This window comes from Micromonospora sp. WMMD987 (genome assembly GCF_029581435.1).
In the GTDB taxonomy this organism is placed as follows: domain Bacteria; phylum Actinomycetota; class Actinomycetes; order Mycobacteriales; family Micromonosporaceae; genus Micromonospora; species Micromonospora rifamycinica.
Map to the genome: position 1 here is coordinate 3,031,682 of NZ_CP120861.1, position 25,005 is coordinate 3,056,686.

A 25,005-nucleotide genomic window follows, 5' to 3' on the forward strand; every position below is an offset into this window, starting at 1 on the left:
CTCGGTATCGGGCGACCGGGTGACGTTCCCGGGTGGAGCGCCCGTGCGGCGGGGAGGCCGGTGTTGAGATCGTCCCGACGGGTGGTGCCGCTGGCCGCGGTGCTGGCGAACCTGAGCGGCCACCTGTGGCGGCTGAACCGACGCGCCGAGGCGCTCCGGACGCATGCCGAGGCCGAGCGGATCTTCACCCGTTGGGGCGGTGCCGACCCGGAGGTCTTCTCGCCGCACCTGCGGGAGGTCCGACAGAACCTCGCCCGGATGGTGGCCGAGCAGACCCCGGTGTACCTGTACCGCTGGGAACCGGGGGCCGGGTCCTTCGGATCCTGACCCCGGTGGGCCGCCGACCGTCCGGCGTCAGCGGGTCTTCCTGGTGGCCCGTTTGCGGGGCGGGGTCAACAGGTCGGCGATCGCGCTGATCGCGGCGGGCACCGTCCGGTAGTACGCCCAGACGCCGCGCTTCTCGCGTTCGATCAGCCCGGCCTCGGTGAGGATCCGCAGGTGATGGCTTACCGTCGGCTGGGACAGGCCGAGCGGCGCGGTGAGGTCGGTGACGGACGCCTCGCCCTCCGGGGCCGACTGGATGAGGCTGAGCAGCCGCAGCCGGGCCGGGTCGGCGAAGGCCTTCAGCACCCCCGCGAGCCGTTCCGCGTCGGCGCGTTTGATCGGCTCGCCGGCCAGCGGCGAGATGACAGGCGTATTGGTTTTCGCAGCTCCCACGTCCGCCATCATGGCAGCAAGAGTCATGTCTGGCCGCTGGATCGCCGATCGGCCACGACGAATTCGCGGATCGGGTGACCGGCGGGGGCGGATCGGCCGACCCGGGGGCGGCGGTGCCGGGGGCCGGTGGACGGGAGTCGACTCCCCTCCACCGGCCCCCGGGGCGTTGCCGGTGCTCTCGCGGTGGACTGTCGGTCAGCGTGCGGTGCAGGTGGGCGTCAGCCCGGACCCGCTGCCGTTGCCCTGGAAGCCGAATTCCGCGACCTGGCCGGGGGCGAGCCGGCCGTTGTAGTCGACGTTGGTGAAGCGCACCGTTCCGGTGCTGCCGCTGGCGGTGGCGCTCCAGGTGTTGGTGACGCTGGCCCCGCCGGGCAGGGTGGCGCTGACCGTCCAGCCGGTGGTGCCGGCGGAGCCGGCGGTGACCCGTACCGAGGCGGTGAAGCCACCGGTCCACTGGTTCACCGTCACCGTGGCGGTGCAGCCGCTACCGCCGGGCGGTGGGGTGGTCGGGGTCGCCGGTGGAGTGGTCGGGGTGGCCGGTGGGGTGGTCGGGGTCGCCGGTGGAGTGGTGGGCGGCGTGGTGCCGTCGAACTGGCTGAAGAAGTTCCACACCACCGGCCGGGTCCAGGACTTCTCGCCGGGTGCGTAGGGGTCGGCGGTGCCGTCCACGGCGTTGGGGGCGTGCCCGCCGTCGAACGGCGCCCAGGCGACCGGGTACCCGGCCCGGCAGCCCGCGTAGTAGGTCACGGTGTGCGTCAGGCTGCCCTGTGCCGGCTCCGGCGGGTTCTGTGGGGTGCAGCCGTTGTTGCGGACGAACCGGTCGCGCAGCGACCGGCCGGTCGCGATGGGGAGCACGTTGTCCCGCAGCCCGTGGATGCCGATGTACGCGATCGGCTGGGTGCCGCCGTTGCAGCCGCTGAGCTGGCCGCCGGCGTAGACGGCGACGGCGCGGAAGACCGTGGCGCGGGCGCAGGCGATGGCGTAGCTCATGCCGCCGCCGTAGCTGAAGCCCATGGCGAACCGCTGCGTCGTCTCGACGCACAGGGCCGACTCGATCTGGCGCATCATGTCGTCGACGAAGGTCAGGTCGCGGTCACCGCTGTTGGCCCAGCCGTTGCCGATGCCCTGCGGCGCGACGAAGATCGCGCTGTTGTTCGACAGCGCCCGGATGCCGTAGTAGGACCACGGGTAGCCGCTCGTCCCGCCCGAGTCGACGTCGTTGGCGGTGCCACCGTTCCAGTGGAAGCCGAAGATCAGCTTGTACGGGTGGTTGCGGTCGTAGTTCTCCGGGATCCGCAGGATGTACGAGCGGTTCTGACCGCCGCTGGAGATGGTGCGGTTGCCGCTGGTCAGGGTGGGTGCCTTGCCGCAGCCGGCGGTGGCCGCGAGCGGCGCGGCGTCGTTCGCGTAGGCCGGCGGGCTGGCTCCGGCGGTGACCGCGGCGCCGCCCATGGCGAGGGCGAGCGCCGCGATCCCCGCGACAGCGCCGGCTACCAGGCGGTGTCTCGACATCAGGAGGGCTCCTTCGGGGGCAGGGGACAGGCGATCGACCGCCCGGGGGAGGAGGTGCGGTGGCCGGGGAACCGGCGGCGACGGCCCTCGACCACCGACAGCAGATGATCAAATTAATCGATGATTACGAACGTAATCCGTATGACGTATGATGTCAACAGGGGGCAGCGAATCGTCCGGAGCAGGAGAAACGGGTTCGGCCGGATGGCCGGACCGCCCGGTGAGCGCCCGCGCGACGACCGGTGCGGGGGTCGGCGGCGTCCCGGACGCCGCCGACCCCCGCACCGTCGTTCCTCCCCTCGGCGGGGAGCGGGCCGGCCCCCGCCGTCAGCCGGCGGGACGGTTCACCAGTTCAACGGCAGGGTGTTGACGAACCGGGTGAGCGCACCGGCGAGGAGCTGGTCGTCGCGGCGGGACGGGTGCCAGTCGCAACCGAGCTTGTCCAGCCCCAGCGCGTTGTCGTCGTAGTACAGCGAGCGGATCCGGGTGTCGCCCCGGCTGGTGCGGGTCTGGACGACCTGCTGGACGGAGCTGGCCAGCGCGGTCGTGGGGGACAGGTCGGGGTAGGTGAGCACGATGAACGTGTCGGGGCCGTACCGGCTGCGCAGCTTGTCGATGAAGGCCAGGTAGGCGCTCCGGTAGTCGGCGGCGAGCTGGTCGACGGTGGTCCACCGCTCACCGGGGTTGAGGGCGGTGGAGAAGTCGTTGATGCCCAGCCCGACCACCACCAGCTGCGGCTTCCAGGTGCCCGGGTTCTGCCACACCGTGCTGTTCCACAGGGCCTGGAGGTCGGTCTCGTAGTAGGTGCGGAAGTTGTCCGTGCCCCCACCGTTGTAGTTGCGCACCATGCCGAGGCCGGACCAGGCGATGAGCTGGTAGTCGGCGTTCAGGCTCTGCGCGGTGAGCGCGCCGAAGGTGACGTCGGCGTTGGAGTTGCGGGTGACCCCGCCGTTGCCGGAGCAGTCGCGGGTGGTCGACATGTTGCCGTAGCCGGCCGTCCAGGAGTCACCGATGAACTCGATCTGCCGACTGCGGGCGGCGGGTCTGGCCAGGATGGCACCTCCGGCGGCGGGGACCAGGCCGCCGAACTCGCCCGCGCTCCACGGGCTCTCGGTGCGCTTGACCAGACGTACGGTGTGCTCGCCGTTGGCCAGGTTGCGGACCCAGTAGGTGGTCCTGCCCGGCGTCACCAGGGTGGCGACCGTCGTCCCGTCGACCTGCACGACGTAGTCGTTCTGGGCGTCGTTGAGGACGATCCCGACCCCGGTCCCGCGGAACCGGCCCTCGAAGTAGATGCCGGGCCAGGTGAACTGGGCGCTGTCGCCCACCGCCTTGACCCGACCCATGGTCGAGGTCTGGTCCAGCGCGCCGGATGCCGGTGGCGGTGTGGTCGGTGGCGGTGTGGTGGTCGGCGGTGGCGTGGTGGGTGGCGGTGTGGTCGGCGGTGGCGTGGGGGAGTTGGTACGGCCGGTGCACGGCACCCCGTTGAGCGCGAAGTCGACCGGGACCGGGTTCGACGAGTTGTTCCACGAGGCGCCGAAGCCGAGCTGGGTGCCGGCCCCGGTGCCGAGACTGCCGTTCCAGCTGGCGTTGGTGACCGTGACCCGGGCCGCGGACTGGGTCACCGTGCCGTTCCACCCCTGGCTGATCACCTGTCCTCCGGTGAACGACCAGGTCAACCGCCAACTGGTGAGCGGGTCGCCGAGGTTGGTGAGGTCGATGTTCGCGCTGAAGCCGCTCGGCCACTGGCTGGCCACCGTGTAGGTGACCCGGCAGCCGGCGGCGGCCTGCGCGGGAACGGTGGCGGAGAGCGCGGCGGTGCCGGCGACGACGACGGTGCCGAGCACCGACACCGCCAGCCGGGCACGGGAACGCATGGGGGGCATGGGGATCCTTCCGGGAATGGAGGTGGCGACGGATGCCGGCCGTCGACGGGCGGCCACCGGTGGGTCGGCCCGGTCGACGGCGCTGAGGTCGCGGACGTGCTGAGGCGGTGCACCGGGTGCTGGCGTCGACGTGCGACCGTCGGCCGTGGTGAACCCCTCGGTCCGCTCCGTCGGTCCGTGTCGTGCCCTGTCCCTCGGCCCGCAGTCAGCCCGGCTCCGCAGGGATTATCCCGCCCGGCTTCGACGTCCGTCAATCGATCTGGTCGGTCGGCCGGGGTGCCGGTCCGATGCGGTCGGACCACATCCCGAACCGCACTTTAGTGAGGACTTAAATATTGACGTCGGCAGATGGCGACGGCAGGATCGCGGCCACCACCCCCGCGATCCCTTCTGGGAGGCGTCATGCCCCGTCCCCGCCTGCCGCTGCTGAGGGCAGTCACCCGGACGGCCGCGCTCGTCGCGGCCACCGCCGGCGTGCTGTCCACCGTCGCCGTGCCCGCCCACGCCGCCGTCCCCACCGGACGGTACGTGGCGCTCGGCGACTCGTACACCTCCGGTCCGCTGATCCCCACCCAGGTCGACCGGAACTGCCTGCGCTCCAACCGCAACTACCCCTCCCTGGTCGCCGCGTCCGCCGGCTCGTCGTCGTTCGTCGACGTGAGCTGTTCCGGAGCCACCACCGACGACATCCTGTCCGCCGGCAGCCGCTCCTCGGGTGCCGCGCTCCCGCCGCAGCTCAGCGCCGTCACCGCCGACACGGCGCTGGTGACGGTGCAGATCGGCGGCAACGACATCGGCTTCTCCAGCATCATCGGTGACTGCGCGCAGGAGAGCTTCAGCAGTCCGCTCGGTTCGCCCTGCAAGAACCTGTACACCGCCGGTGGCACCGACCAGTTGCGGGCCAGGATCACCGCCACCGCGCCGAAGGTGGCCGCCGTGCTCCAGGCGGTCCGGCAGGCCGCGCCCACGGCGCGGATCGTGGTGCTCGGCTACCCGGCGATCGTGCCGGACAGCGGGTACGGCTGCTGGCCGGTGGTCCCGATCGCCTACCAGGACGTGCCGTACCTGCGGGGGGTCGCCACCTCGCTCAACGCGATGCTGGCCGGTGCCGCGGCCGCGAACGGGGCGGGCTACGCCGACGTCTACACCCCGTCGATCGGACGGGACACCTGCAAGAGCAGCGGCACCCGCTGGGTCGAGGGCCTGCTGCCGGAGAACCCGGCCGCGCCCTTCCACCCGAACGCCCGGGGTGAGCAGGGCATGGCCACCGCCCTGCTGGACACGCTGCGCGGCTGAACCCGGGCGGACCCCCTGCCACGGGCCGCCCGGACACCGGGCGACGTCGTGACAGGGGGTTCCGCACGTCGGGTGCGGCGCACGTGGGGTCAGGCCACGCTGCACTCCTGGCCGTTGAGGGTGAAGGCGGTCGGTGCGGTGTTACCTCCGGACCAGGTGGAGATGAATCCGAAGTTCACGCTGGCACCGGCGGCGATGGTGCCGTTCCAGCCCGCGTTGGTGACGGTGACCTGCGCGCCGCTCTGGGTGTACGTGCCGCCCCATGCCTGGTTCACCTTCTGGCCGTTGGCGAACGACCACTGCAGGTTCCAGCCGCTGATCGCCGAGGTGCCGGTGTTGCGGATCGTCACCTCGGCCTGGAACCCGTCCGGCCACTGGCTGCTGACCGCGTACGTGACCTGACACGGGCCGGCCGAAGGCGGCGGGGTGGTCGGCGCGGGGGTGGTCGGCGCGGGCGTGGTCGGGGTGGGCGTCGGCGTGGTCGGGGTCGGGGTCGGGGTGCTGGTCGTGCCGCTGACCCGGTAGACGACCGTGCCGTGGCCCGGGACGCTGGCGGAGATGGCCCCGGTGCTGGTGCTGGTGGTGTTGGTCCACGCGTCGCGCAGGGTGAACGAGTTGCCCGACAGCCCGAGGGCGGACGCGCTGGTGCTGATGGTGGTGGCGGCGGTGCCCTGGTTGAACAGGGCGACGGCGACGTCGCCGTTGGCCAGTCGTTTGGCCAGGACCCGACGGGTGCCGTCGAAGGAGACCTGGCTGGCCTGGAGCGCGAGCGGGTCCTGGCTGATGCCGATGAGGTTGGCGTTCTTCAGGATCGTCTGGGTCGCCGCGTTCATGTTGCGCAGGTCGTTGCCGGCGATGAGGGGCGAGGCCAGGATGGCCCAGAGGGCGAAGTGGCTGCGCATCTCGGTGTCGGTCATGCCGCCCCGGCCGACCTCCATCATGTCCATGTCGTTGAACGCCCCGGGCTTGGCCCGCGCCGCGAGCGGGACGGTGACGTCGACGATGTTCTGGATGCCCATCGGGTAGCCGTTGGTCTGGCCGCTGTTCCAGGTGTTGGTGATGTCCTCGGTGGTGCGCCACATGTTCGACACGTCGCCCCAGTCACGCTGCGGGCCGGTCTTGGAGTGGATGCTGTTGGAGTTGATGCTCAGGACGATGGGTCGGCCGGCGGCGGCGAGGCCGTCACGCATCTTGGCGAAGGCGCGCACCTGGTCGTCGATGCTGCCGCTGGGGGAGCACCAGTCGTACTTGAGGTAGTCGACGCCCCAGGCGGCGAACTGCCGGGCGTCCTGCGCTTCGCGTCCCTGGGAGCCGGTGGCACCGGGGTAGCTGTTGAAGTACTGGGCGCAGGTCTTGTCGAGGGGCGCCTGGTAGATGCCGAACTTCAGCCCCCGGGCGTGGATGTAGTCGCCGAGCGCCTTCATGCCCGAGGGGAAGCGGGTCGGGTCACCCTGGAGGTTGCCGGCGGAGTCACGGTTGGGGTTCATCCAGCAGTCGTCGACGACGACGTACTGGTAACCGGCGTCCTTCATGCCGGAGCTGACCATCGCGTCGGTCATCTGCCGGATCAGCGTCTCGTTGATGTTGCACCCGAAGGTGTTCCAGCTGTTCCACCCCATCGGGGGCGTCCGGGCCACCCCGTTGTTCAGGGCCAGTGCCGGGGAGGTCCGCAGCACCACGGCCGGGCCTGCCACCAGCAGGAGCCCGGTCGCCAGGGCGGTCAGCAGGCGACGCCTGCGTGTGGGTCGTCTCATGTTCTTCCGTCCGTTCCACAGTGATGGGTTCGTGCGTTCCGGGAGGGGCCGGACGCGCGTCGTCGCCCCGACCGGCCCGTGGGCGGGTCCGACGACGGCGCGCGTCCCCCGTCCGCTCAGGTCGTCGTGCAGGTGAGGTTCGTCGGTGCGTTGTTGGTGCCGTTCACGGTGCCGATGAAGCCGAAGGTGGTGGACGCGCCGGCCGCCAACGTGCCGTTGTAGTCGACGTTGCGCACCGTCACGTTGGCTCCGCTCTGGGTGTGCGAGCCGCCCCAGATCTGGCTGATCGACTGCCCGTTGGGGAACGACCAGGAGACCGTCCACCCCCGGATCGCGGTGGCGCCGGCGGTGACGGTGACCTCGGCCTGGAAGCCGCCCGACCACGAGCCGGTCACCGCGTACGTCGCCCGGGCGCCCGAGGGGGCGGGCGGGCTGGTGGTCGGGGCCGGGGTGGTCGGCGTGGGCGTCGGCGTGGTGGGGACCGGGGTGGGGGTGTCGGTGGGCGTCGGGGTGGCGGTGGGCGTGGCGGTCGGGGTCGGGGTCACGCCGGGCCGGGCCGCCCGGTAGGTACGACCGGCGCGGACGGCGAACTGGACGACGTCGGTCTCCGGGCGGGTGGTGGTCGGCGTGCTGCCGTCGGCGACGTCGACCAGGGTGAAGCTGCCGGTGAACAGCCGGGACCGCAGCCGGAGCGTGCCGTCCCGGTCGGCCCGTACGCCGATCTCGTCGACCTGACCGCTGGTCCAGCGCAGGCCGACGGTGTATCCGCCGCGACCCCGCAGGCCGGCGACCTGACCGGTGGCCCACGCGCTCGGCAGCGCGGGCAGCACGTTCAGCTCGCCGGTGTGGCTGTGCAACAGCATCTCGGCTATGCCGGAGGTGGCGCCGAAGTTGCCGTCGATCTGGAAGGGCGGGTGCAGGTCGAACATGTTCGGTGCGAGCCGGTCGGTGCGGACCAGGTCCTTCAGCAGCTTGTGGGCGCGGGCGCCGTCCTCCAGCCGGGCCCAGAAATTGATCTTCCAGGCGAGGGACCAGCCGGTCCCGTCGTCGCCCCGCAGTTCCAGGGTCCTGCGGGCGGCCTCGTACAGCGACGGGGTGCCCCGCTTGGTGATCTGGTTGCTGGGGTGCAGGCCGTACAGGTGGGAGACGTGCCGGTGGTTCCGCTCGGTCTCCACCCAGTCGGCCAGCCACTCCTGGACGTTGCCCCGGGAGCCGACCCGGGTCGGGGGGAGCCGGTCCTTGGCCGTGCGCACCTGTGACCGGAAGGTGGTGTCCACCCCGAGCGTCTCGCTGGCGCGGGCCGCGGCGTCGAACAGGTCCCGCAGGATCTGGTTGTCCATCGTCGGGCCGGCGCAGACGCTGGCGTTCGAGTGGTGCGGCAGCTCCGGCGAGTTCGACGGGTTGGTCACCAGGTAGCCCAGCGTCGGGTGGGCGACCAGGGTGTCGAGGAAGAACTGGGCGGCACCCTTGAGCGCCGGGTAGTTCGCCTGGAGGAAGCCCAGGTCGCCGGTGAACAGGTAGTGGTCCCAGATCAGCGTGCCCAGCCAGGCCCCACCGGTCTGCCACATGCCCCACAGCGCCCCGTCGACCACCGACGCGCCCCGCCAGGCGTCGGTGTTGTGGTGGGTGACCCAGCCGCCCGCGCCGTACTGTGCCTGGGCGACCCGCGCCCCGGTCACCGTCAGGTCCTTCACCATGTCGAAGACCGGCAGGAAACATTCGGACAGGTTGGTGGTGTCGGCCGGCCAGTAGTTCATCGGCAGGTTGGCGTTGATGGTGTACTTCGAGTCCCAGGACGGTGTCAGCGAGTCGTTCCAGATGCCCTGGAGGTTCGCCGGCTGGGTGCCCGGCCGCGAGGAGGAGATCAGCAGGTACCGGCCGAACTGGAACAGCAGCGCGGCGAACTGCGGGTCGTTGCTGCTCGCGTGCTGCGCGATCCGCACGTCCGTGGTCTGGTCGGCCGCGGCGGTACGCCCCAGGTTGATGCTCACCCGGTTGAACAGCGCCTGGTAGTCGGCCAGGTGCCGGCTGCGCAACTGCTCGATCGCCACGCCCTTGGCGGCGTTGAGCCGGGTGCGGGCGATGCCCTGGTAGTCGCCGTTGACGGTGCGGTAGTTGACGTAGCTGGACCCGATCGAGATCAGGATGGTCACGCTGGTGGCCCCGGAGACCCGCAGGGTGCCACCGGAGCTGCTGACCGTGCCCCCGGTGGCGGCGGCGTTGGCCAGGGCCAGGAACCGTACCGAGCCGGTGACCCCCTCCTGGCTGCCGGAGATGCCGTCCAGTCCGATGGTGGCGGAGTCCGGGCTCGACACGCTGGTGCGCTGCGGGCTGTCGAAGGTGGCGGAGAAGGTGATCGCGTTGGCCCGGTCGGCGGTCAACCGCACCACGATCACCTGGTCGGGTGCGCTGGCGAACACCTCCCGCTGGTGCCGTACGCCGTTGAGTACGTAGGTCGTGGTGACCGTGGCGGTGGTGAGGTCGAGGGTGCGGACGTACTGGCTGGCCCCGCTGGCCGACCCGAACGCCAGCCGCAGGTTGCCCACGGTCTGGTACGCGAGCTGACCACCCGGGTTGCCCATCATCGTCTGGTTGATCAGGTCCTGCGCCGAGGTCCACTGGTCGGCGAAGACCCGTCGCCGGATCTCGGCCAGGTTGGCCGCGCCCCGGGTGTTGGCCGAGTCGTACGGTCCACCGGCCCAGACGGTGTCCTCGTTGAGCTGGAGCCGTTCGGTGTCGACGTTGCCGAACACCATCGCGCCGAGCCGTCCGTTGCCGATCGGCAACGCGCGGAGCCAGTCGGTGCCGGCTCCCTCGTCGTACCACAGGGCCAGGTCGTTCGCGGCCAGCACCCGCGGTGGCGCTGCCGAGTCGGCGCGGGCCGTGGCGGTCCAGGCGACCGGGACCAGCGCGGCACCGGCCCCCGCCGCCCCGGCCTTGAGGACGTTCCTTCGGGTCACTTCAGACATGGTCTCTCCCAGCGGTACGGATCGGTGGCGGGTGCGGGTGGGCCGAACGTCGTGGGCGTGCCGGCGGCCAGGGTGCCGTGCCATGCCTCCTGTCGGTGGTACGGGCTGGCGGGGTGGGCCGACATCGGGGCGGGACGGGGTGACCGGCGTCGTGGGCCGGCCCGCGATCGGGGACACCACCGGTCGCCGCCCGGCCCGGTCGGGTGGGTCGTCGCCCGGCCGGCGACCGGAACGTCGCTGTTAGCGTTAACAGACGCGGCCCCGCGCACCCTGACGCCGGCACCCGGGGACGCCGCGACGGCGCGTCGGGCTCCCGGCGGCGCACCATCTCGCCTTATATGGACTCTCGTGGATTCCTGGGGTTCCCGTCAAGATATGACGCTCATGTTGCGCGAATGTTCCTCGCCGGATCCGGGCGGTCCCGCCGGCCTCCCAAGCCCGCTCCGGGGTGCGGGCCTTGAACCCGTCCGGCGACTTCCGTAGCATCCGGCGGACAGGCCGTGAACGTGAACATTTCCGGTCGAGGGCGTCGTCCCCGACCGACGTGGCGCCGTCCGGTGTGGTCGACGACCGCCGAAGGGGAGGTGACGCCCGGTGCCCGCCGGACCGTCCTACCGCAATCCGGTCGTCCCCGGCTTCTACCCCGACCCGAGTGTCTGCCGGGTGGGCGCGGACTACTACCTCGTCTGCTCCAGCTTCGAGTACGTTCCCGGCGTACCGCTGCTGCACAGCCGTGACCTGGTCAACTGGCGGCAGATCGGCAACATCCTCGACCGGCCCGGCCAGCTGGAGCTGCCCCCGGACACCACGGCTTCCGGGGGTGTCTTCGCGCCGACCCTGCGTCACCACGACGGTCGGTTCTGGCTGGTCACCACCAATGTCAGCCGGGGCCGGCACCTCATCGTCACCGCGTCCGAGGTCACCGGCCCGTGGTCGGAACCGGTCTACCTCGACCTGCCACACGTCGACCCGTCGCTGGCCTGGGACGACGACGGCAACTGCTGGCTGACCACCTCCGGGGTGGACGCCTACCGGATCGACCCGGAGCGGGGCGAGGTGCTGGAGGGGCCGATCCGGCTGTGGTCGGGCACCGGCGGCCAGTACCCCGAGGCGCCGCACCTCTACCGGATCGACGGCTGGTGGTACCTGCTGCTCTCCGAGGGCGGCACGCACACCGGCCACGCGGTCTCCGTGGCCCGCTCGCGCAGCCCGCGCGGCCCGTTCACCCCCGCCCCGGCCAACCCGATCCTCACCCACCGGAGCACCGACCTGCCCGTGCAGGCCACCGGGCACGCCGACCTGGTCGAGGCGGTCGACGGCAGCTGGTGGCTGGTGCTGCTCGGCATCCGGGCCAGGGGCCAGTGGCCGCCTTACCACGTCCTCGGCCGCGAGACCTTCCTCGCCCCGGTGCGCTGGGTCGACGGCTGGCCGGTCGTCGACCCGGTCCGGGAACTCACCGCCGCCCCGCCGGGCAGCGCCCCGGCCGGTGCCGCCCCGGCCGACCCGGGGGCCTACCGCGACGACTTCGACGCGACCGTCCTGGCACCCGAGTGGATCTCGCCGCGCCACCGGCCCGACGGTTCCTGGTCGCTGACCGCCCGGCCGGGCTGGCTCACCCTGTACGCCACGGGCGCGACCCTCGACCGTGCCGGGGCGACGATCGTGGCGGTGCGGCAGCGGCACCACGACTGCCGGGTCAGCGTCCGGGTCGACCCGGGTGACGGCACCGCCGGGCTGACCGTCCGGATCGACGAGGCGCACCACTACGACCTGGAGGTGGCGGCCGGCACCGTCCGGGTGGTCGGCCGGGTCGGCCCGTTCCGGCAGGTCTTCGCCTCCCGCGCCGTGCCGGACGGCCCGCTGGTCCTGACGGTGGCCACCCGTACCCACGACGTCTACCCGCCGACCGTGACCTCCGCCGCCGAGCTGACGGCCGGGACGGCCCCCTGGGGGGTACGCGCCGCCGGCTGCGACATGATCACGTTCGAGGTGGCGGAACCGGACGGCGACGCCGTGCTGGCCGAACTCGACGGGCGGTACCTGTCGACCGAGGTCGCCGCCGGCTTCACCGGCCGGGTCGTCGGCATGTACGTCACCGCGGGCAGCGCCGCGTTCGACTGGTTCGCCTACCACCCGGCGGGCTGACCCGCTCCCGCCGCCGGTCCACCGGGGCGGCGACGCGCCGGTGGCTAAACTTGATTTGCTCCAGAACAGCGGGCTAGGGTCGTGCCATGGCGACCGACCTCGAGGCACAGTTGCGGGCGGCCTCGCTGCGCGTCACGCGGCCCCGACTGGCCGTGCTCGCCGCGCTGCGTGACCACCCGCACGTCGACACCGACACGGTGATCGCGCTGGTCCGGTCGGACCTGCCCACGGTCTCCCACCAGGCGGTCTACGACGTGCTGCGGGCGCTCACCGAGGCCGGTCTGGTGCGGCGCATCCAGCCGGACCGGTCGCCCGCCCGCTACGAGGCGCGGGTGGGGGACAACCACCACCACGTCATGTGCCGTTCCTGCGGTGCGATCGCCGACGTCGACTGCGCCGTCGGTCACGTGCCCTGCCTCACCCCCTCGGACGACCACGGTTTCGTGATCGACGAGGCGGAGGTCGTCTACTGGGGCACCTGCCCCGACTGCGCGACCGACCGCACCTCCCAGTGATCCACCAGTTCGGAAGGAAGTTCATGAGCGACACCCAGGACAACGTCCCCGCCAGCGCGCAGGGCGTGGACCAGAAGGCGGCGGCCGGCTGCCCGGTCGCGCACGACTCGGTGACCGCGCAGGGTAGCGAGAGCGAGAACCCGGCGATCGATTCCCCGAAGCCGAAGACCGGAGGGCGTCCGCGTACCAACCGGGACTGGTGGCCCAACCAGCTCGACCTGTCGGTCCTACACGCCCACTCGGCCAAGGGCAACCCGCTGGGCGAGGACTTCAGCTACGCAGCGGAGTTCGCCAAGCTCGACGTCGAGGCGCTCAAGCGGGACATCACCGAGGTGCTCACCACCTCGCAGGACTGGTGGCCGGCCGACTTCGGCCACTACGGCGGCCTGATGATCCGGATGAGCTGGCACGCCGCCGGCACCTACCGGATCGAGGACGGCCGCGGTGGCGCCGGTGACGGCGGGCAGCGGTTCGCGCCGCTGAACAGCTGGCCGGACAACGCCAACCTGGACAAGGCCCGCCGGCTGCTCTGGCCGGTCAAGCAGAAGTACGGCCAGCAGATCTCCTGGGCCGACCTGCTGGTGCTCGCCGGCAACGTGGCCCTGGAGTCGATGGGCTTCACGACCTTCGGCTTCGGCTTCGGCCGGCCGGACGTGTGGGAGCCCGAGGAGATCTTCTGGGGTCCGGAGGACACCTGGCTCGGCGACGAGCGTTACGCCTCGGAGACCGAGATGGCGGCCGGCGTCGGGGCGACCGAGATGGGCCTCATCTACGTCAACCCGGAGGGTCCGCGCGGCAACGCCGACCCGCTCGCGGCGGCGCACTTCATCCGGGAGACCTTCCGCCGGATGGCGATGAACGACGAGGAGACCGTCGCGCTGATCGCCGGCGGGCACACCTTCGGCAAGACCCACGGCGCGGGCGTCGCCGACGACCACGTCGGGGCCGAGCCCGAGGGCGCCCCGCTGGAGGCCCAGGGCCTGGGCTGGCTGAGCACCCACGGCAGCGGCAAGGGCGGCGACACCATCACCAGCGGTCTGGAGGTCACCTGGACCGACCGGCCGACGCAGTGGAGCAACCGCTTCTTCGAGATCCTCTTCGGCTACGAGTGGGAGCTGACCACCAGCCCCGGCGGGGCCAAGCAGTGGGTCGCCAAGGACGCCGAGGCGATCATCCCGGACGCCCACGACCCGGCCAGGAAGCACCGGCCGACGATGCTCACCACCGACCTGTCGCTGCGCGTCGACCCGGCGTACGAGAAGATCTCGCGGCGCTTCCTGGAGCACCCCGACGAGTTCGCGCTGGCGTTCGCCAAGGCCTGGTACAAGCTGCTGCACCGCGACATGGGTCCGGTCAGCCGCTTCCTCGGCCCCTGGGTCGCCGAGCCGCAGCTCTGGCAGGACCCGGTGCCGGCCGTCGACCACGAGCTGGTCTCCGACGCCGACGTCGCGGCCCTCAAGGCGAAGGTGCTCGACTCCGGCCTGACCACCGCGCAGCTGGTCAGCACCGCCTGGGCCTCCGCGGCGAGCTTCCGGCACACCGACAAGCGCGGTGGCGCCAACGGCGCGCGGATCCGGCTCGAGCCGCAGCGCAGCTGGGAGGTCAACCAGCCCGAGCAGCTCGCGACGGTGCTGGCGACCCTGGAGGGGATCCAGCGGGAGTTCAACGCCGCCGGTGGCGCGAAGATCTCCCTCGCTGACCTGATCGTGCTGGCCGGCTCGGCCGCCGTCGAGCAGGCCGCGCGTGCCGCGGGTGTCGAGGTGACCGTGCCGTTCCGGCCGGGCCGCACCGACGCCAGCCAGGAGCAGACCGACGTCGAGTCGTTCGCCGTGCTGGAGCCGCGTGCCGACGGGTTCCGCAACTACCTGCGTCCGGGTGAGAAGACCCAGCCGGAGGTGCTGCTCGTCGACCGGGCGTACATGCTCAACCTGACCGCGCCGGAGATGACCGTCCTCGTCGGCGGCCTGCGGGCGCTCGGCAACAACGTGGGCGGCACGGCGCACGGCGTGCTCACCGACCGGCCGGGGGTGCTCAGCAACGACTTCTTCGCCAACCTGCTCTCCCCGGGCACCCGGTGGAAGGCGTCGGAGTCCGACGAGCACGTCTACGAGATCCGGGACCTGGCCACCGACGAGGTGAAGTGGACCGCCACCGCGGTCGACCTCATCTTCGGGTCCAACTCCCAGCTGCGCGCCCTCGCCGAGGTCTACGCCAGCCAGGACGCGGGCACCAAGTTCGTGACCGACTTCGTGGCGGCCTGGACGAAGGTCATGGAGCTGGACCGGTTCGACCTGTCCTGACCCGACCTTGCTGTGCGTGCCCCGGCCGATCGGCCGGGGCACGCCCTGTTCCGGGGGCGGATAGTGGGGTGAGCGGCACTTCATATTGGACAAAAGACCAAAAAACACCCTATAGTGCTGTCTGTGCATCTCCTGGCAGCCCTGGTCAGCCCGTTGTTGCTCGTGGGTGGTGTCGCACCGCCCGGCGCGGCACCCGTTCCCCGCGTGTGGGCGATGGCGCTGGTGGTCGGTCTGGACATCACCGTGCCCCCCGCGGCCAGCCTCGGTGCCGGCGTGCCCGGGACCACCCTCAGCCGCTCGCTGGGGACCGTCACCGTGAACGACACCCGGACGACCAACCCGAACACCTGGCTGGCCACCGTGTCCACCACGGTGTTCATCACCGCCGGCGGTGGCGCGGGCAAGACCATCGCCGCCACCCAGGTCTCCTACTGGTCGGGTCCGGTGACCAAGCAGTCGGGTGGCGGCACCAAGGTGCCCGGTCAGGCCACCGCCGCGCAGGCGGTGACGTTGTCCGTGCCGCGGGTCGCGTTCACCAAGACCTCGGGCAACCAGCGCAACAGCGTGAGCTGGGCGCCCACCCTCCGGGTGGCGATCCCCGCCGCGGCGGTGGGGGGCGTGTACACCGGCACCATCACCCACTCTGTCGCCTAATGAGTGATTCGCGATGAATGCGCCTTATGGGGGCGTTCAGTCATTAGCGTGGTGGTCATGAAGAAGCCATTGCTCGCCCTGGCCGCCGGGGCAGCGGTGCTCGCCGTAGCATCGCCCGCCGCCGCCGCCCCGTCGGGCGACACCATCGTCACCTTCACCGTGTCGACCGCCAACCTGGACATCACCGTGCCGGCCTCGGTGAACCTGGGCGCGGCCTTCGCCGGCTCCACCATCACCGGCTCGCTCGGCAACGTCACGGTCACCGACAGCCGGGCGGCGCTCTCGGCGACCTGGACCGCGTCGGTGACCAGCACCGCGTTCACCACCGGCGGCGGCTCGGGTGAGGAGACCATCCTGCCCAACCTGGTGGAGTACTGGTCCGGCCCGGCGCTCTCCACCACCGGCACCGGCACCTTCGTGCCCGGCCAGCCCACCTCGGCCGACGCGGTGACACTGAACCTGCCCCGGACGGCCTTCTCCAAGACCTCCGGCAGCGGCAACAACTCGGCCACCTGGAACCCCAGCCTCCGGATCACCCTCCCGCCGTCGGCCGTCGGCGGCCTCTACACGGGGGTGATCACCCATTCGGTGGCCTGACCGACTCCGTGCCGTCGTCCTGGCCGTCACCGTCCTGGTGACCGCCGGGACGCCGGCCTCTGCCGCGTCGCCGTCACCCCCGCCGAGCCCGAGTTTCAGCGGCCCGGCCGCGGCGGTCGGCATCCGGCTGCTCGACGCCCCGGTCAACCGGCGCGACGACAGCCGCGCGCACAAGTACATCGTCGACCATGTGCACCCCGGGACGACCATCAAGCGGCGGATCGTGGTGGAGAACGTCTCGGAGATCGAGCGGAAGATCGCCGTCTACCCGGCCGCCGCCGAGGTCGACCGGACCGGCTTCGTCTTCGCGCCCGACCGGACGCCGAACGAGCTGAGCAGCTGGATCACGATCGACAGCGACGAGGTGGAGCTGGAGCCCGACGACGAGTCGGTGCTCACCGTCACCATCACGGTGCCGGAGAAGGCCTCCGCCGGGGAACGGTACGCGGTCATCTGGGCCGAGGTGTCCACCGTCGACGGGCAGAACGTGCGCAACATCGGCCGGGCCGGCATCCGGGTGTACCTGTCGGTCGGGCCGGGTGGCGAACCGCCGTCGGGCTTCGAGGTGACGGGGCTCGCCGGTGACCGCGACGGCGACGGTGCGCCGGTGGTCACCGCCGAGGTGCGCAACACCGGCCGACGGGCGCTGGACCTCGCCGGCCAGCTACGCCTCACCGACGGCCCGGGCGGGCTGTCGGTCGGACCGGTGCGCGCCGAGGCCGACACGCTCGCCCTCGGGGCCACCACCACCGTCCGGGTGCTGCTGGATCCCCGGCTGCCGGACGGCCCGTGGAACGCCCGCCTCGACCTCGCCAGCGGCTGGACCCGGCGTACCGCGACGGGCACGGTCTCCTTCAGCGGGCACCCGGCCACCGCCGCGACCGGTGCGGACCACTCCGGCCTGGTGCTCACCGGTGGTCTCGTCACGTCGGCGGTGGTGCTGCTCCTCTTCACCGGTTACGCCTTCCGCCGCCGGGGCCGGGCGAGTCCGGCGGTGACTGCCTGAGCGGAAAAAGTGCGCGGCACGTAATATTGCGTGCCGCGCACCTTTCTGTATGCTGATGTCGTGAGCGGACTACGCGAGCGCAAGAAGAACGCGACCAGGGCGGCGCTGAGCTGGGCCGCCATCCGTCTGACCGTGGCCCGTGGCTTCGACAACGTCCTGGTGGAGGACATTGCCCAGGCCGCAGGCGTATCCCCGCGCACGTTCAACAACTACTTCTCCAGCAAGGCCGAGGCGATCGCCGCACGGCACCTCGACCGCAGCCGACGCACGGCACAGGCGCTGCGCCGACGGCCGACCGGGGAACCTCTCTGGACGGCATTGATCGCGGCGGCGATGGCCCAGTTCACCCCCGGGCCGGAGGTCGGGCAGTGGCCACCGGACTCGCCCACCGAGTGGGCGGACGGTCTGCGGGTGATGCTGGCCGAGCCGGCGCTCCAGGGCGAGATGCTGCGGGCGGGCGCGCTCGCCGAGGCCGAACTGGCCGCGGCCGTCGCCGAGCGCACCGGCACCGACCTGGGGCGTGACCTCTATCCACACCTGGTCGCGGCCAGCGTGAGCGCCGCCGTCAACGCGGCGACACGACACTTCGTCCGCGCCGACCCACCGGTCCCGGTGCAACGGCTGCTCTCCGACGCACTGACCCAGCTCGCGGCCGGCCTCCCGCCGCCCGCGCCGCGCTGACGCGCCGGCACCTTCCGGACGTCCCACCGAAGCGCTCCACCCTGCCCTGCCCACGGCCCCGCCGACGGGTGGGTCGACCGTGCCCGTGGAAAGGGAACCTGTCATGCATGACGTCGTGATCGTCGGGGCCGGCCCGAACGGCCTCCTGCTCGCCACCGAACTGGCCCTGGCCGGGATCCGGCCGGTGGTGTGTGAACGGTTGGCGACGCCCACCACCGAACAACGGGCCAACGGCCTGGTCGGTCAGGTGGTCCGGATGCTCGACCGACGTGGCCTGTACCAGCGCCTCGGCGACGACCCGGGTCCACCCCGACCGCAGCCGGAGTTCGTCTTCGGGGCGCTGCCGCTGGACCTCAGGGCGGTGACGGACAACCCGCTGCACCTGCTCCCGGTGCCGCAGCGCGACCTGGAACGGGTGCTCGCCACCCGGGCGGCCGAACTCGACGTGCCGGTCCGGCGCGGGTGCGAGGTGACCGGGCTGGCCCAGGAGGCCGACGCCGTGCGGGTCACCCTCTCCGACGGCACCGTCCTGCGCTGCCGGTACCTCGTCGGCGCCGACGGCGGGCACAGCGTCGTGCGCCGGCTGGCCGGGATCGCCTTCCCCGGGGTGTCCACCGACCGCACGGTCTCCCGGACCGCCCAGGTCGGCCCGCCCCCGGAGCTGGTCGACCCGTCGACCGGTGGGCTGGTGGTCCCCGGGTACGGCACCGTCGCGCCGTTCCGGCACACCCGCACCGAACACGGCCTGATCGTGTGGGCACCCTTCCCCGGCCGCCCACCGAGCCTGACCACGATCGAATGGCCCGCCTCGACCGCGTTCGACGGCCCGCTGACCCTCGCCGAGATGCGGGCCAGTGTGGCCCGGGTGCTGGGCGTGGAGGTCCCGGTCGACCCGCCGCCCGGTGCCGGCCCGCACCTGCTGCGACGCCTGGTGGGCGGCAACACCCGGATCGCGCAACGGTACCGTGCCGGCCGGGTGCTGCTGCTCGGCGACGCCGCCCACGTGCATTCCTCGATCGGTGGTCCCGGGCTGAACCTCGGGTTGCAGGACGCGGTGAACCTCGGCTGGAAGCTGGCGGCAGAGCTGCACGGCTGGGCCCCGGACGGGCTGCTGGACTCGTACGAGGAGGAACGCCGCCCGGTCGCCCTGCGGGTCACCATGTCGACCCAGGCCCAGTCGGCGCTGATCGCCCCGGGCAGTGAGGTCACCGCGCTGCGGGTGCTCCTCGGTGAACTGCTCGCCGAACCGGCGAACGCCGCCCACGTCGCCGCCCTGCTGGCCGGGGCGGACGTCCGCTACGCGATGGGGGGAGCGGACGGGCCGCTGGTCGGCCGCTGGGCACCCGACCTGGTGCTGCGTACCGACGCCGGACCGGTCCGGCTGGCCGAGCTGACCCGCTCCGCCCGGGCACTGCTGCTCGACCCCACCGGCGTCCTCGCCCCGTCGGCCGAGCCGTGGCGGGACCGGGTCGAGGTGCTCACCGGCCGGTTCGAGCCCGACCCGGGGCGGACCGCCCTGCCCGCCGGGGTGGCCGACGGCGGGGCGTCGACCGCCCTGCTGCTGCGTCCCGACTGCTACGTGGCCTGGCAGTCGACCGGGACCGGGACGGACGGGGACGGGCTGCCCGCCGCCCTCACCCGCTGGTTCGGGCCACCGCGCCCCGACCGGCCCTGACGGTCGACGCCGGTCGGCCCGGCGGGTCGGCCCTGACCGTCGGGGCCGGTCTGCCTGACGGCCGGTCCTGGTCGGCCCTGACGGTCGGCCCGGCGGTGGGAGCCGCCGGGCCGACCCGCAGGTGGCGGGGGTCAGTCCCGCTGGATGACCATGCCGGCGCCGACGGTGCGGTTGGTGGCCTCGTCGATGATGATGAAGCCGCCGGTGGTGCGGTTGCGGTGGTAGTCGTCCACCAGCAGCGGCACGGTGGTGCGCAGCCGGATCCGGCCGATCTCGTTGAGTTTCAGCTCACCGGCCGCCTCGTCGCGGTGCAGGGTGTTGATGTCGAGGCGGTAGTGCAGGTCGCGGACGATGGCGCGGGCGGAACGGGTGGTGTGCTTGATGGTGTACCTGCCGCCGACCTGGAGCGGTCGGGTCTCGTCCATCCAGCAGACCATCGCCTCGATGTCCTGGGTCGGGGTGGGGGCGTTGTGGGGTCGGCAGATCATGTCGCCGCGGGAGATGTCGATCTCGTCGGTGAGGCGGACGGTGACCGACATCGGGGGGAACGCCTCGTCGACCGGTCCGTCGGCGGTCTCCACGGCGCTGATCCGGCTGGTGAACCCGGACGGCAGGACCATCACCTCGTCGCCGGGCTTGAGGACGCCGGAGGCGACCTGACCGGCGTAGCCGCGGTAGTCGGTGACCGTGGTCGACTGCGGGCGGATCACGTACTGCACGGGGAACCGGACGTCGACCAGGTTACGGTCCGAGGCGATGTGCACCCGTTCCAGGTGGTGCAGCAGCGACGGGCCTTCGTACCAGGGCATGTTCTCCGAGCGGGTGGCGATGTTGTCGCCCTGCAACGCCGACACCGGCACCACGGTCAGGTCCGGCACGTCGAGTTTCGCCGCGAACGCGGTGAACTCGTCGGCGATCTGCTCGAAGACCTCCTGCGAGAAGTCGACCAGGTCCATCTTGTTGACACACAGCACCAGGTGCGGAACCCGCAGCAGCGAGCACAGGAACGCGTGCCGCCGCGACTGCTCCACCAGCCCCTTCCGCGCGTCCACCAGCACCAGGGTGAGGTCGGCGGTGGAGGCACCGGTGACCATGTTGCGGGTGTACTGGGTGTGCCCCGGGGTGTCGGCGATGATGAACTTGCGGCGGGGCGTGGCGAAGTAGCGGTACGCCACGTCGATCGTGATGCCCTGCTCCCGCTCGGCCCGCAGACCGTCGGTCAGCAACGCCAGGTTGGTGTACTCGTCACCCCGGGCCGCGCTGACCGCCTCCACCGCCGCCAACTGATCGGTGAACAACGACTTCGTGTCGTAGAGCAGCCGCCCGATCAGGGTCGACTTGCCGTCGTCGACACTGCCCGCGGTGGCGAACCGCAGCAGGTCCATCGGCCGGGCCTCGGTCGGGGAGCCGGCCGGTGCCAGCATGTCGGTGCTCATCAGAAGTAGCCCTCCCGCTTGCGGTCCTCCATGGCGGCCTCGCTGACCCGGTCGTCGCCCCGGGTCGCGCCCCGCTCGGTGATCCGGGTCGACGCGACCTCCTCGATCACCTTCTCCACCGTGTCCGCGTCCGAGCGGACGGCGGCGGTGCAGGAGGCGTCCCCGACGGTGCGGTACCGGACCCGGGCCGTGAACGGCTCCTCACCGGCCCGGGGGGTGAAGAACTCGTTGACGGCGTAGAACATGCCGTCGCGCTCGACGACCTCCCGGTCGTGCGCGTAGTAGATCGACGGCAACGGCACCCGCTCCCGCGCGATGTAGTGCCAGATGTCCAACTCGGTCCAGTTCGACAACGGGAACACCCGGATCGACTCACCCGGATGGTGCCGACCGTTGTACAACGACCACAACTCCGGCCGCTGGTTCTTCGGATCCCACTGCCCGAACTCGTCCCGGAACGAGAACACCCGCTCCTTCGCCCGCGCCTTCTCCTCGTCCCGCCGCGCCCCACCGAACAACGCGTCGAACCGGTGCTTCTCCACCGCGTCCAACAACACCGGCGTCTGGATCCGGTTCCGCATCCCGTCACCGGACTCCCTGACCAGGCCCCGGGTCAGCGCCTCCGGCACGCTCGCCACGATCAGGTGCAGGTCCAACTCGGTGACCCGCTGGTCGCGGTAGTCGAGCACCTCGGGGAAGTTATGCCCGGTGTCGACGTGCATCACCGGGAACGGGATGTTCGCCGGCGCGAACGCCTTCTGCGCCAACCGGAGCATCACGATCGAGTCCTTGCCACCCGAGAAGAGCAGCACCGGCCGCTCCATCTCGGCGACCACCTCACGCATCACGAAGATGCTCTCCGCCTCCAGCTCGTCGAGCTGGGAGACCTGGTACGCAGCCGGTTCGCTGCTCATCGCGGGTCCTTTCCGGGATGGGGGACGGGGGAGCCGGACGGGACCGCCGTGCCGGCCAGTTGCCGCCGCAGCGCGGCGAGCAGCGGGGTGGCCAGCTCGCCGCGACAGACCAGCAGGTCCGGCAGGCGCGGATCCGCCTCGTTGTACGTCAGGGCCGAGCCGTCGATGCGGGACGCGTGCAGCCCGGCCGCCGTGGCCACCGCCACCGGGGCGGCGGAGTCCCACTCGTACTGGCCGCCCGCGTGGATGTAGGCGTCCACCTCACCGGTCACCACCGCCGCGATCTTCGCCCCCGCCGAACCCATCGGCACCAGCTCGGCACCCACCTCCCCGGCCAGCTCGGCCAGGAAGGCGGGGGGACGGCTGCGGCTGGCCGCCAGGCGGATCACCGGGCCGGGCTCGCCCGGTGGTGGTGCCGGCACGTCGGTGGCCAGCACCCGGCCCTGCGCCGGCAACCCGACCGCCCCGGCCACCAGCCCGTGCGGCGTCCGCGCGTCCCGTGCCCAGAGCGCCACGTGCACCGCCCAGTCGGACCGCCCCGACTCGGAGAACTCCCGGGTGCCGTCCAACGGGTCGATGATCCACACCCGGTCGGCGGTGCGCCGGGAGACCCCGTCGCCGGTGTCGACCAGCCGGGAGTCCTCGTCCTCCTCGGACAGCACCGCGTCGGCCGGCCGCCACCGGGCCAGCTCGGCCCGGAGGAAGTCGTGCGACGCCCGGTCGCCGGCCGCCTTCAACGCGGCGGGATCGGCGTGACCGTGGCTGGCGCGTACCCGCAGCAGCAGCTCTCCGGCGAGCAGGGCGAGCCGGCGGGCGAGCGCCGCGTCGGATTCGGCGGGGGTCGGGTCTGCCATGGCAACTCCTGGGCCGGTCGGGTACGGGGGTGGAACCGGGACGGGCGTGGTCACTGGATCGCCCGGCGGTTGAAGCAGCGGACACTGACCCAGGTCAGCACGACGGCCACCCCGGTCAGCACGGTCAGGCACACCCACGCCGGCAGGTGCGGCACGCCGGGCAGCAGCGCCCCGCGCACCCCTTCCGAGACGTACGTCATCGGGTTGAGGGCGGTGACCACCTGGTACCAGGGCACCGACGACAGCCGGGGCCACGGGTAGTGGATGCAGCCGGTCCAGATGATCGGGGTGAGGATCAGCGAGAAGGTCACGTTGATCCGCTGCACCGGCAGGGTGGTGGCCAGGCTCATCCCGATGGCCCCGCCGATCCAGGCCCCGAGCAGCGCCACCACGAAGGCCAGCGGCAGTCCCGCCGGCCGCCACGGCGCGGAGCCGACCATCAGCGCGCCGAGCGGGTAGATCAGCACGGCCGCGAGCAGCCCTCGGATGGTCGCGATCACCAGCTTGCCGATCGCGACGTACCCGGTGGGCAGCGGCGCCATCAGCCGGTCCTCGATCTCCATGGTGAAGCCGAACTCCTTCACCAGCGGCAGGGCCACGCTCTGCAACGCGGTGGTGAGGGCGGCCAGCGCGATGATGCCCGGCAGGAACACGTCGGCGAAGCCGCGTCCGACGAGGCCCTGGCTGCCGAGGACGGTGTTGAAGACGAAGAGCATGAACAGCGGGGTCAGCCCGACCTGCACCAGGATGATCCAGAGTTCCCGGCCGGTGACCATCAGATCGCGGCGCAGCACCGCGGCGAACACCCGGCCGGTCCCCGGGCGGGAGGATGGTTGGTGCGTCGGGCGCAGCGGGGTGGGGGTGTCGAGAGCGGTCACCGCGGTTGCCTTCCGGTGAGTTCGATGAAGACGTCCTCCAGGCTGGGTTCGCCGATGTCGACCGCGTTGATCGCCGCCGACCGGGCGGCCAGCGCGGTCACCACCGGGCCGAGCAGCGCGGCGGGATCGCCCGCCAGGTGCAGCCGGATGCGCAGCCGGCCGCGACCGCCGTTGCCCGCCGCGGCACCGCCCCGCCCGAGCAGGCCCGCGCCGGCCAGCGCGGCCAGCCGGCCGGCACCGGGACGGCCACCGCCGCCCCCGGCGGCGAGCGCGGCCAGCATGCCGGCGCCACCCGCCCCGACCCCGGCCAGCCCGGCCCCGCCGGCACCCGGCCGCCACCCGGCCGGCACGGTCGGCGTCGCCACCCGTTCCGCCTTGCGGACGCCGGTCAGCTCGCCGAGCGCGGCGCAGAGCGTGTCCGGGTCGTCCCCGCCGGCCGGGGTGACCGTGAGATCGAGCAGCGCGTCCCCGGCCAGGCCCCGGACCAGGTTGGTCGGGGTGTCGAGGGTGAGCAACCGGCCGTGGTCGACGATGCCGACCCGGTCGACCACCCGGGCCGCCTCGTTCATCGCGTGGGTGGTCAGCACGATCGCCACCCCCCGCTGGCGCAGCTCGCGGAGCTGACCCCAGATCAACAGGCGGGTCTGCGGGTCGAGGGCGTTGGTCGGCTCGTCGAGGAAGAGCACCACCGGTTCGTGGGCCAGCGCGCGGGCGATCATCAACCGTTGCGCCATCCCGCCCGAGTACGCCTCGATCTTCCGGTCGGCCCGGTCGGTGAGGCCGAACCGTTCCAGCAGCTCCGCGGCGCGCTCCTGCGCGTCCCGCCGTTTCACCCCGTGGTAGGTGGCGTGGTAGACGAGGTTCTGCCGGGGGGTCAGCGCCCGGTCCAGGTTGTTGTGCTGGGGGACCACGGCCAGTTGGGCGCGGGCGGCGGCCGGATCCCGGCCGACGTCGACCCCGCCGACCACCGCCCGGCCGCCGGTGGCCCGCAGCCGGGTGGTCAGGATGCCGACGGTGGTGGACTTGCCGGCCCCGTTCGGCCCGAACAGCCCGAAGATCTCGCCCGGCGCGACGGTGAACGACAGCCCGTCGACCGCGTTGGTGTCGGCCCGGGGGTATCGCTTGACGAGATCGTCGACCTCGACCACTGCCGGCCCGTCTCTGCTGGGCATCTCAACTCCTGTCCTGGGGTGCGGGTGCGGCGGTGCTGGCGGCG

20 protein-coding genes are annotated in these 25,005 nt (G+C 72.1%); 10 read left to right on the top strand and 10 right to left on the bottom strand.

Translation table 11 applies throughout. From position 1 onward, the window contains the following. The first annotated feature begins 63 nt into the window (after positions 1-63). Entirely contained in the window at positions 64-327 is a 264-nt protein-coding gene (locus O7612_RS12815; protein ID WP_282273398.1) for a hypothetical protein, read from the top strand. A 27-nt stretch (positions 328-354) separates the two neighbouring features. Here the strand turns inward: O7612_RS12815 and O7612_RS12820 are convergent, their stop codons facing one another. The 3 genes from O7612_RS12820 to O7612_RS12830 all read right to left on the bottom strand — a co-directional run bounded on the left by O7612_RS12820 (position 355) and on the right by O7612_RS12830 (position 4,106). After that, the gene (locus O7612_RS12820) at positions 355-726 is read right to left on the bottom strand and encodes a metalloregulator ArsR/SmtB family transcription factor (RefSeq protein ID WP_282273891.1); all 372 of its coding nucleotides are present in this window, start codon (positions 724-726) and stop codon (positions 355-357) included. 186 nt (positions 727-912) lie between these two features. Then, entirely contained in the window at positions 913-2,229 is a 1,317-nt protein-coding gene (locus tag O7612_RS12825) for a cellulose binding domain-containing protein (protein WP_282273400.1), read from the bottom strand. A gap of 344 nt (positions 2,230-2,573) precedes the next feature. Next, a complete protein-coding gene (locus O7612_RS12830; RefSeq protein WP_282273892.1) occupies positions 2,574-4,106 on the bottom strand; it encodes a cellulose binding domain-containing protein in 1,533 nt (510 codons plus the stop codon). Positions 4,107-4,517: 411 nt separating this feature from the next. Between O7612_RS12830 and O7612_RS12835 the strand changes: the two genes are divergently transcribed. Next, positions 4,518-5,411 (top strand): SGNH/GDSL hydrolase family protein, encoded by an 894-nt coding sequence (locus O7612_RS12835; RefSeq protein WP_282273402.1) that lies wholly within the window; start codon positions 4,518-4,520, stop codon positions 5,409-5,411. Positions 5,412-5,500: 89 nt separating this feature from the next. On the opposite strand, the gene O7612_RS12840 is transcribed toward O7612_RS12835, so the two are convergent. Both O7612_RS12840 and O7612_RS12845 read right to left on the bottom strand, forming a co-directional pair. After that, positions 5,501-7,165, bottom strand: a complete 1,665-nt coding sequence (locus O7612_RS12840) for a cellulose binding domain-containing protein (RefSeq protein WP_282273404.1) — start codon at positions 7,163-7,165, stop codon at positions 5,501-5,503. 116 nt (positions 7,166-7,281) lie between these two features. Continuing rightward, a complete protein-coding gene (locus O7612_RS12845) occupies positions 7,282-10,134 on the bottom strand; it encodes a glycoside hydrolase N-terminal domain-containing protein (protein ID WP_282273405.1) in 2,853 nt (950 codons plus the stop codon). Positions 10,135-10,728: 594 nt separating this feature from the next. Between O7612_RS12845 and O7612_RS12850 the strand changes: the two genes are divergently transcribed. The 8 genes from O7612_RS12850 (at position 10,729) to O7612_RS12885 (ending at position 19,707) form a co-directional block, all read left to right on the top strand. Beyond that, positions 10,729-12,279, top strand: a complete 1,551-nt coding sequence (locus O7612_RS12850; RefSeq protein ID WP_282273407.1) for a glycoside hydrolase family 43 protein — start codon at positions 10,729-10,731, stop codon at positions 12,277-12,279. An 86-nt stretch (positions 12,280-12,365) separates the two neighbouring features. Next, positions 12,366-12,794 (top strand): Fur family transcriptional regulator, encoded by a 429-nt coding sequence (locus O7612_RS12855; protein ID WP_282273409.1) that lies wholly within the window; start codon positions 12,366-12,368, stop codon positions 12,792-12,794. A 23-nt stretch (positions 12,795-12,817) separates the two neighbouring features. Continuing rightward, entirely contained in the window at positions 12,818-15,094 is a 2,277-nt protein-coding gene (katG, locus tag O7612_RS12860) for a catalase/peroxidase HPI (RefSeq protein WP_282273411.1), read from the top strand. Between the two features lie 123 nt (positions 15,095-15,217). Beyond that, on the top strand, positions 15,218-15,748 hold the full coding sequence (locus tag O7612_RS12865; RefSeq protein ID WP_282273413.1) for a hypothetical protein: 531 nt from the start codon (positions 15,218-15,220) through the stop codon (positions 15,746-15,748). Positions 15,749-15,805: 57 nt separating this feature from the next. Next, positions 15,806-16,345 (top strand): hypothetical protein, encoded by a 540-nt coding sequence (locus O7612_RS12870; protein WP_282273415.1) that lies wholly within the window; start codon positions 15,806-15,808, stop codon positions 16,343-16,345. 37 nt (positions 16,346-16,382) lie between these two features. Continuing rightward, the gene (locus O7612_RS12875; RefSeq protein ID WP_282273417.1) at positions 16,383-17,351 is read left to right on the top strand and encodes a hypothetical protein; all 969 of its coding nucleotides are present in this window, start codon (positions 16,383-16,385) and stop codon (positions 17,349-17,351) included. Between the two features lie 60 nt (positions 17,352-17,411). Continuing rightward, complete coding sequence (locus tag O7612_RS12880) at positions 17,412-18,032, top strand: TetR family transcriptional regulator (protein WP_282273419.1); 621 nt, start codon at positions 17,412-17,414, stop codon at positions 18,030-18,032. 103 nt (positions 18,033-18,135) lie between these two features. Next, entirely contained in the window at positions 18,136-19,707 is a 1,572-nt protein-coding gene (locus O7612_RS12885; RefSeq protein ID WP_282273421.1) for an FAD-dependent monooxygenase, read from the top strand. 131 nt (positions 19,708-19,838) lie between these two features. On the opposite strand, the gene O7612_RS12890 is transcribed toward O7612_RS12885, so the two are convergent. Genes O7612_RS12890 through O7612_RS12910 form a run of 5 tightly spaced genes read right to left on the bottom strand, consistent with a single transcriptional unit; the run spans position 19,839 to position 24,961 of the window. Then, positions 19,839-21,143 carry a GTP-binding protein gene (locus O7612_RS12890; protein ID WP_282273423.1) on the bottom strand — a complete coding sequence of 435 codons (1,305 nt, stop codon included), beginning with the start codon at positions 21,141-21,143 and terminating at the stop codon, positions 19,839-19,841. Then, a complete protein-coding gene (cysD, locus tag O7612_RS12895) occupies positions 21,143-22,057 on the bottom strand; it encodes a sulfate adenylyltransferase subunit CysD (RefSeq protein WP_282273425.1) in 915 nt (304 codons plus the stop codon). The genes O7612_RS12890 and cysD overlap by 1 nt, the downstream gene beginning before the upstream one ends. After that, complete coding sequence (locus O7612_RS12900) at positions 22,054-22,911, bottom strand: inositol monophosphatase family protein (protein ID WP_282273427.1); 858 nt, start codon at positions 22,909-22,911, stop codon at positions 22,054-22,056. The genes cysD and O7612_RS12900 overlap by 4 nt, the downstream gene beginning before the upstream one ends. A gap of 50 nt (positions 22,912-22,961) precedes the next feature. Next, the gene (locus O7612_RS12905; RefSeq protein WP_282273429.1) at positions 22,962-23,789 is read right to left on the bottom strand and encodes an ABC transporter permease; all 828 of its coding nucleotides are present in this window, start codon (positions 23,787-23,789) and stop codon (positions 22,962-22,964) included. Beyond that, positions 23,786-24,961: an ABC transporter ATP-binding protein gene (locus tag O7612_RS12910; RefSeq protein WP_282273431.1), complete on the bottom strand. Its 1,176-nt coding sequence runs from the start codon at positions 24,959-24,961 to the stop codon at positions 23,786-23,788. Before O7612_RS12910 ends, O7612_RS12905 begins: the two co-directional genes overlap by 4 nt. Positions 24,962-25,005 lie beyond the last annotated feature (44 nt).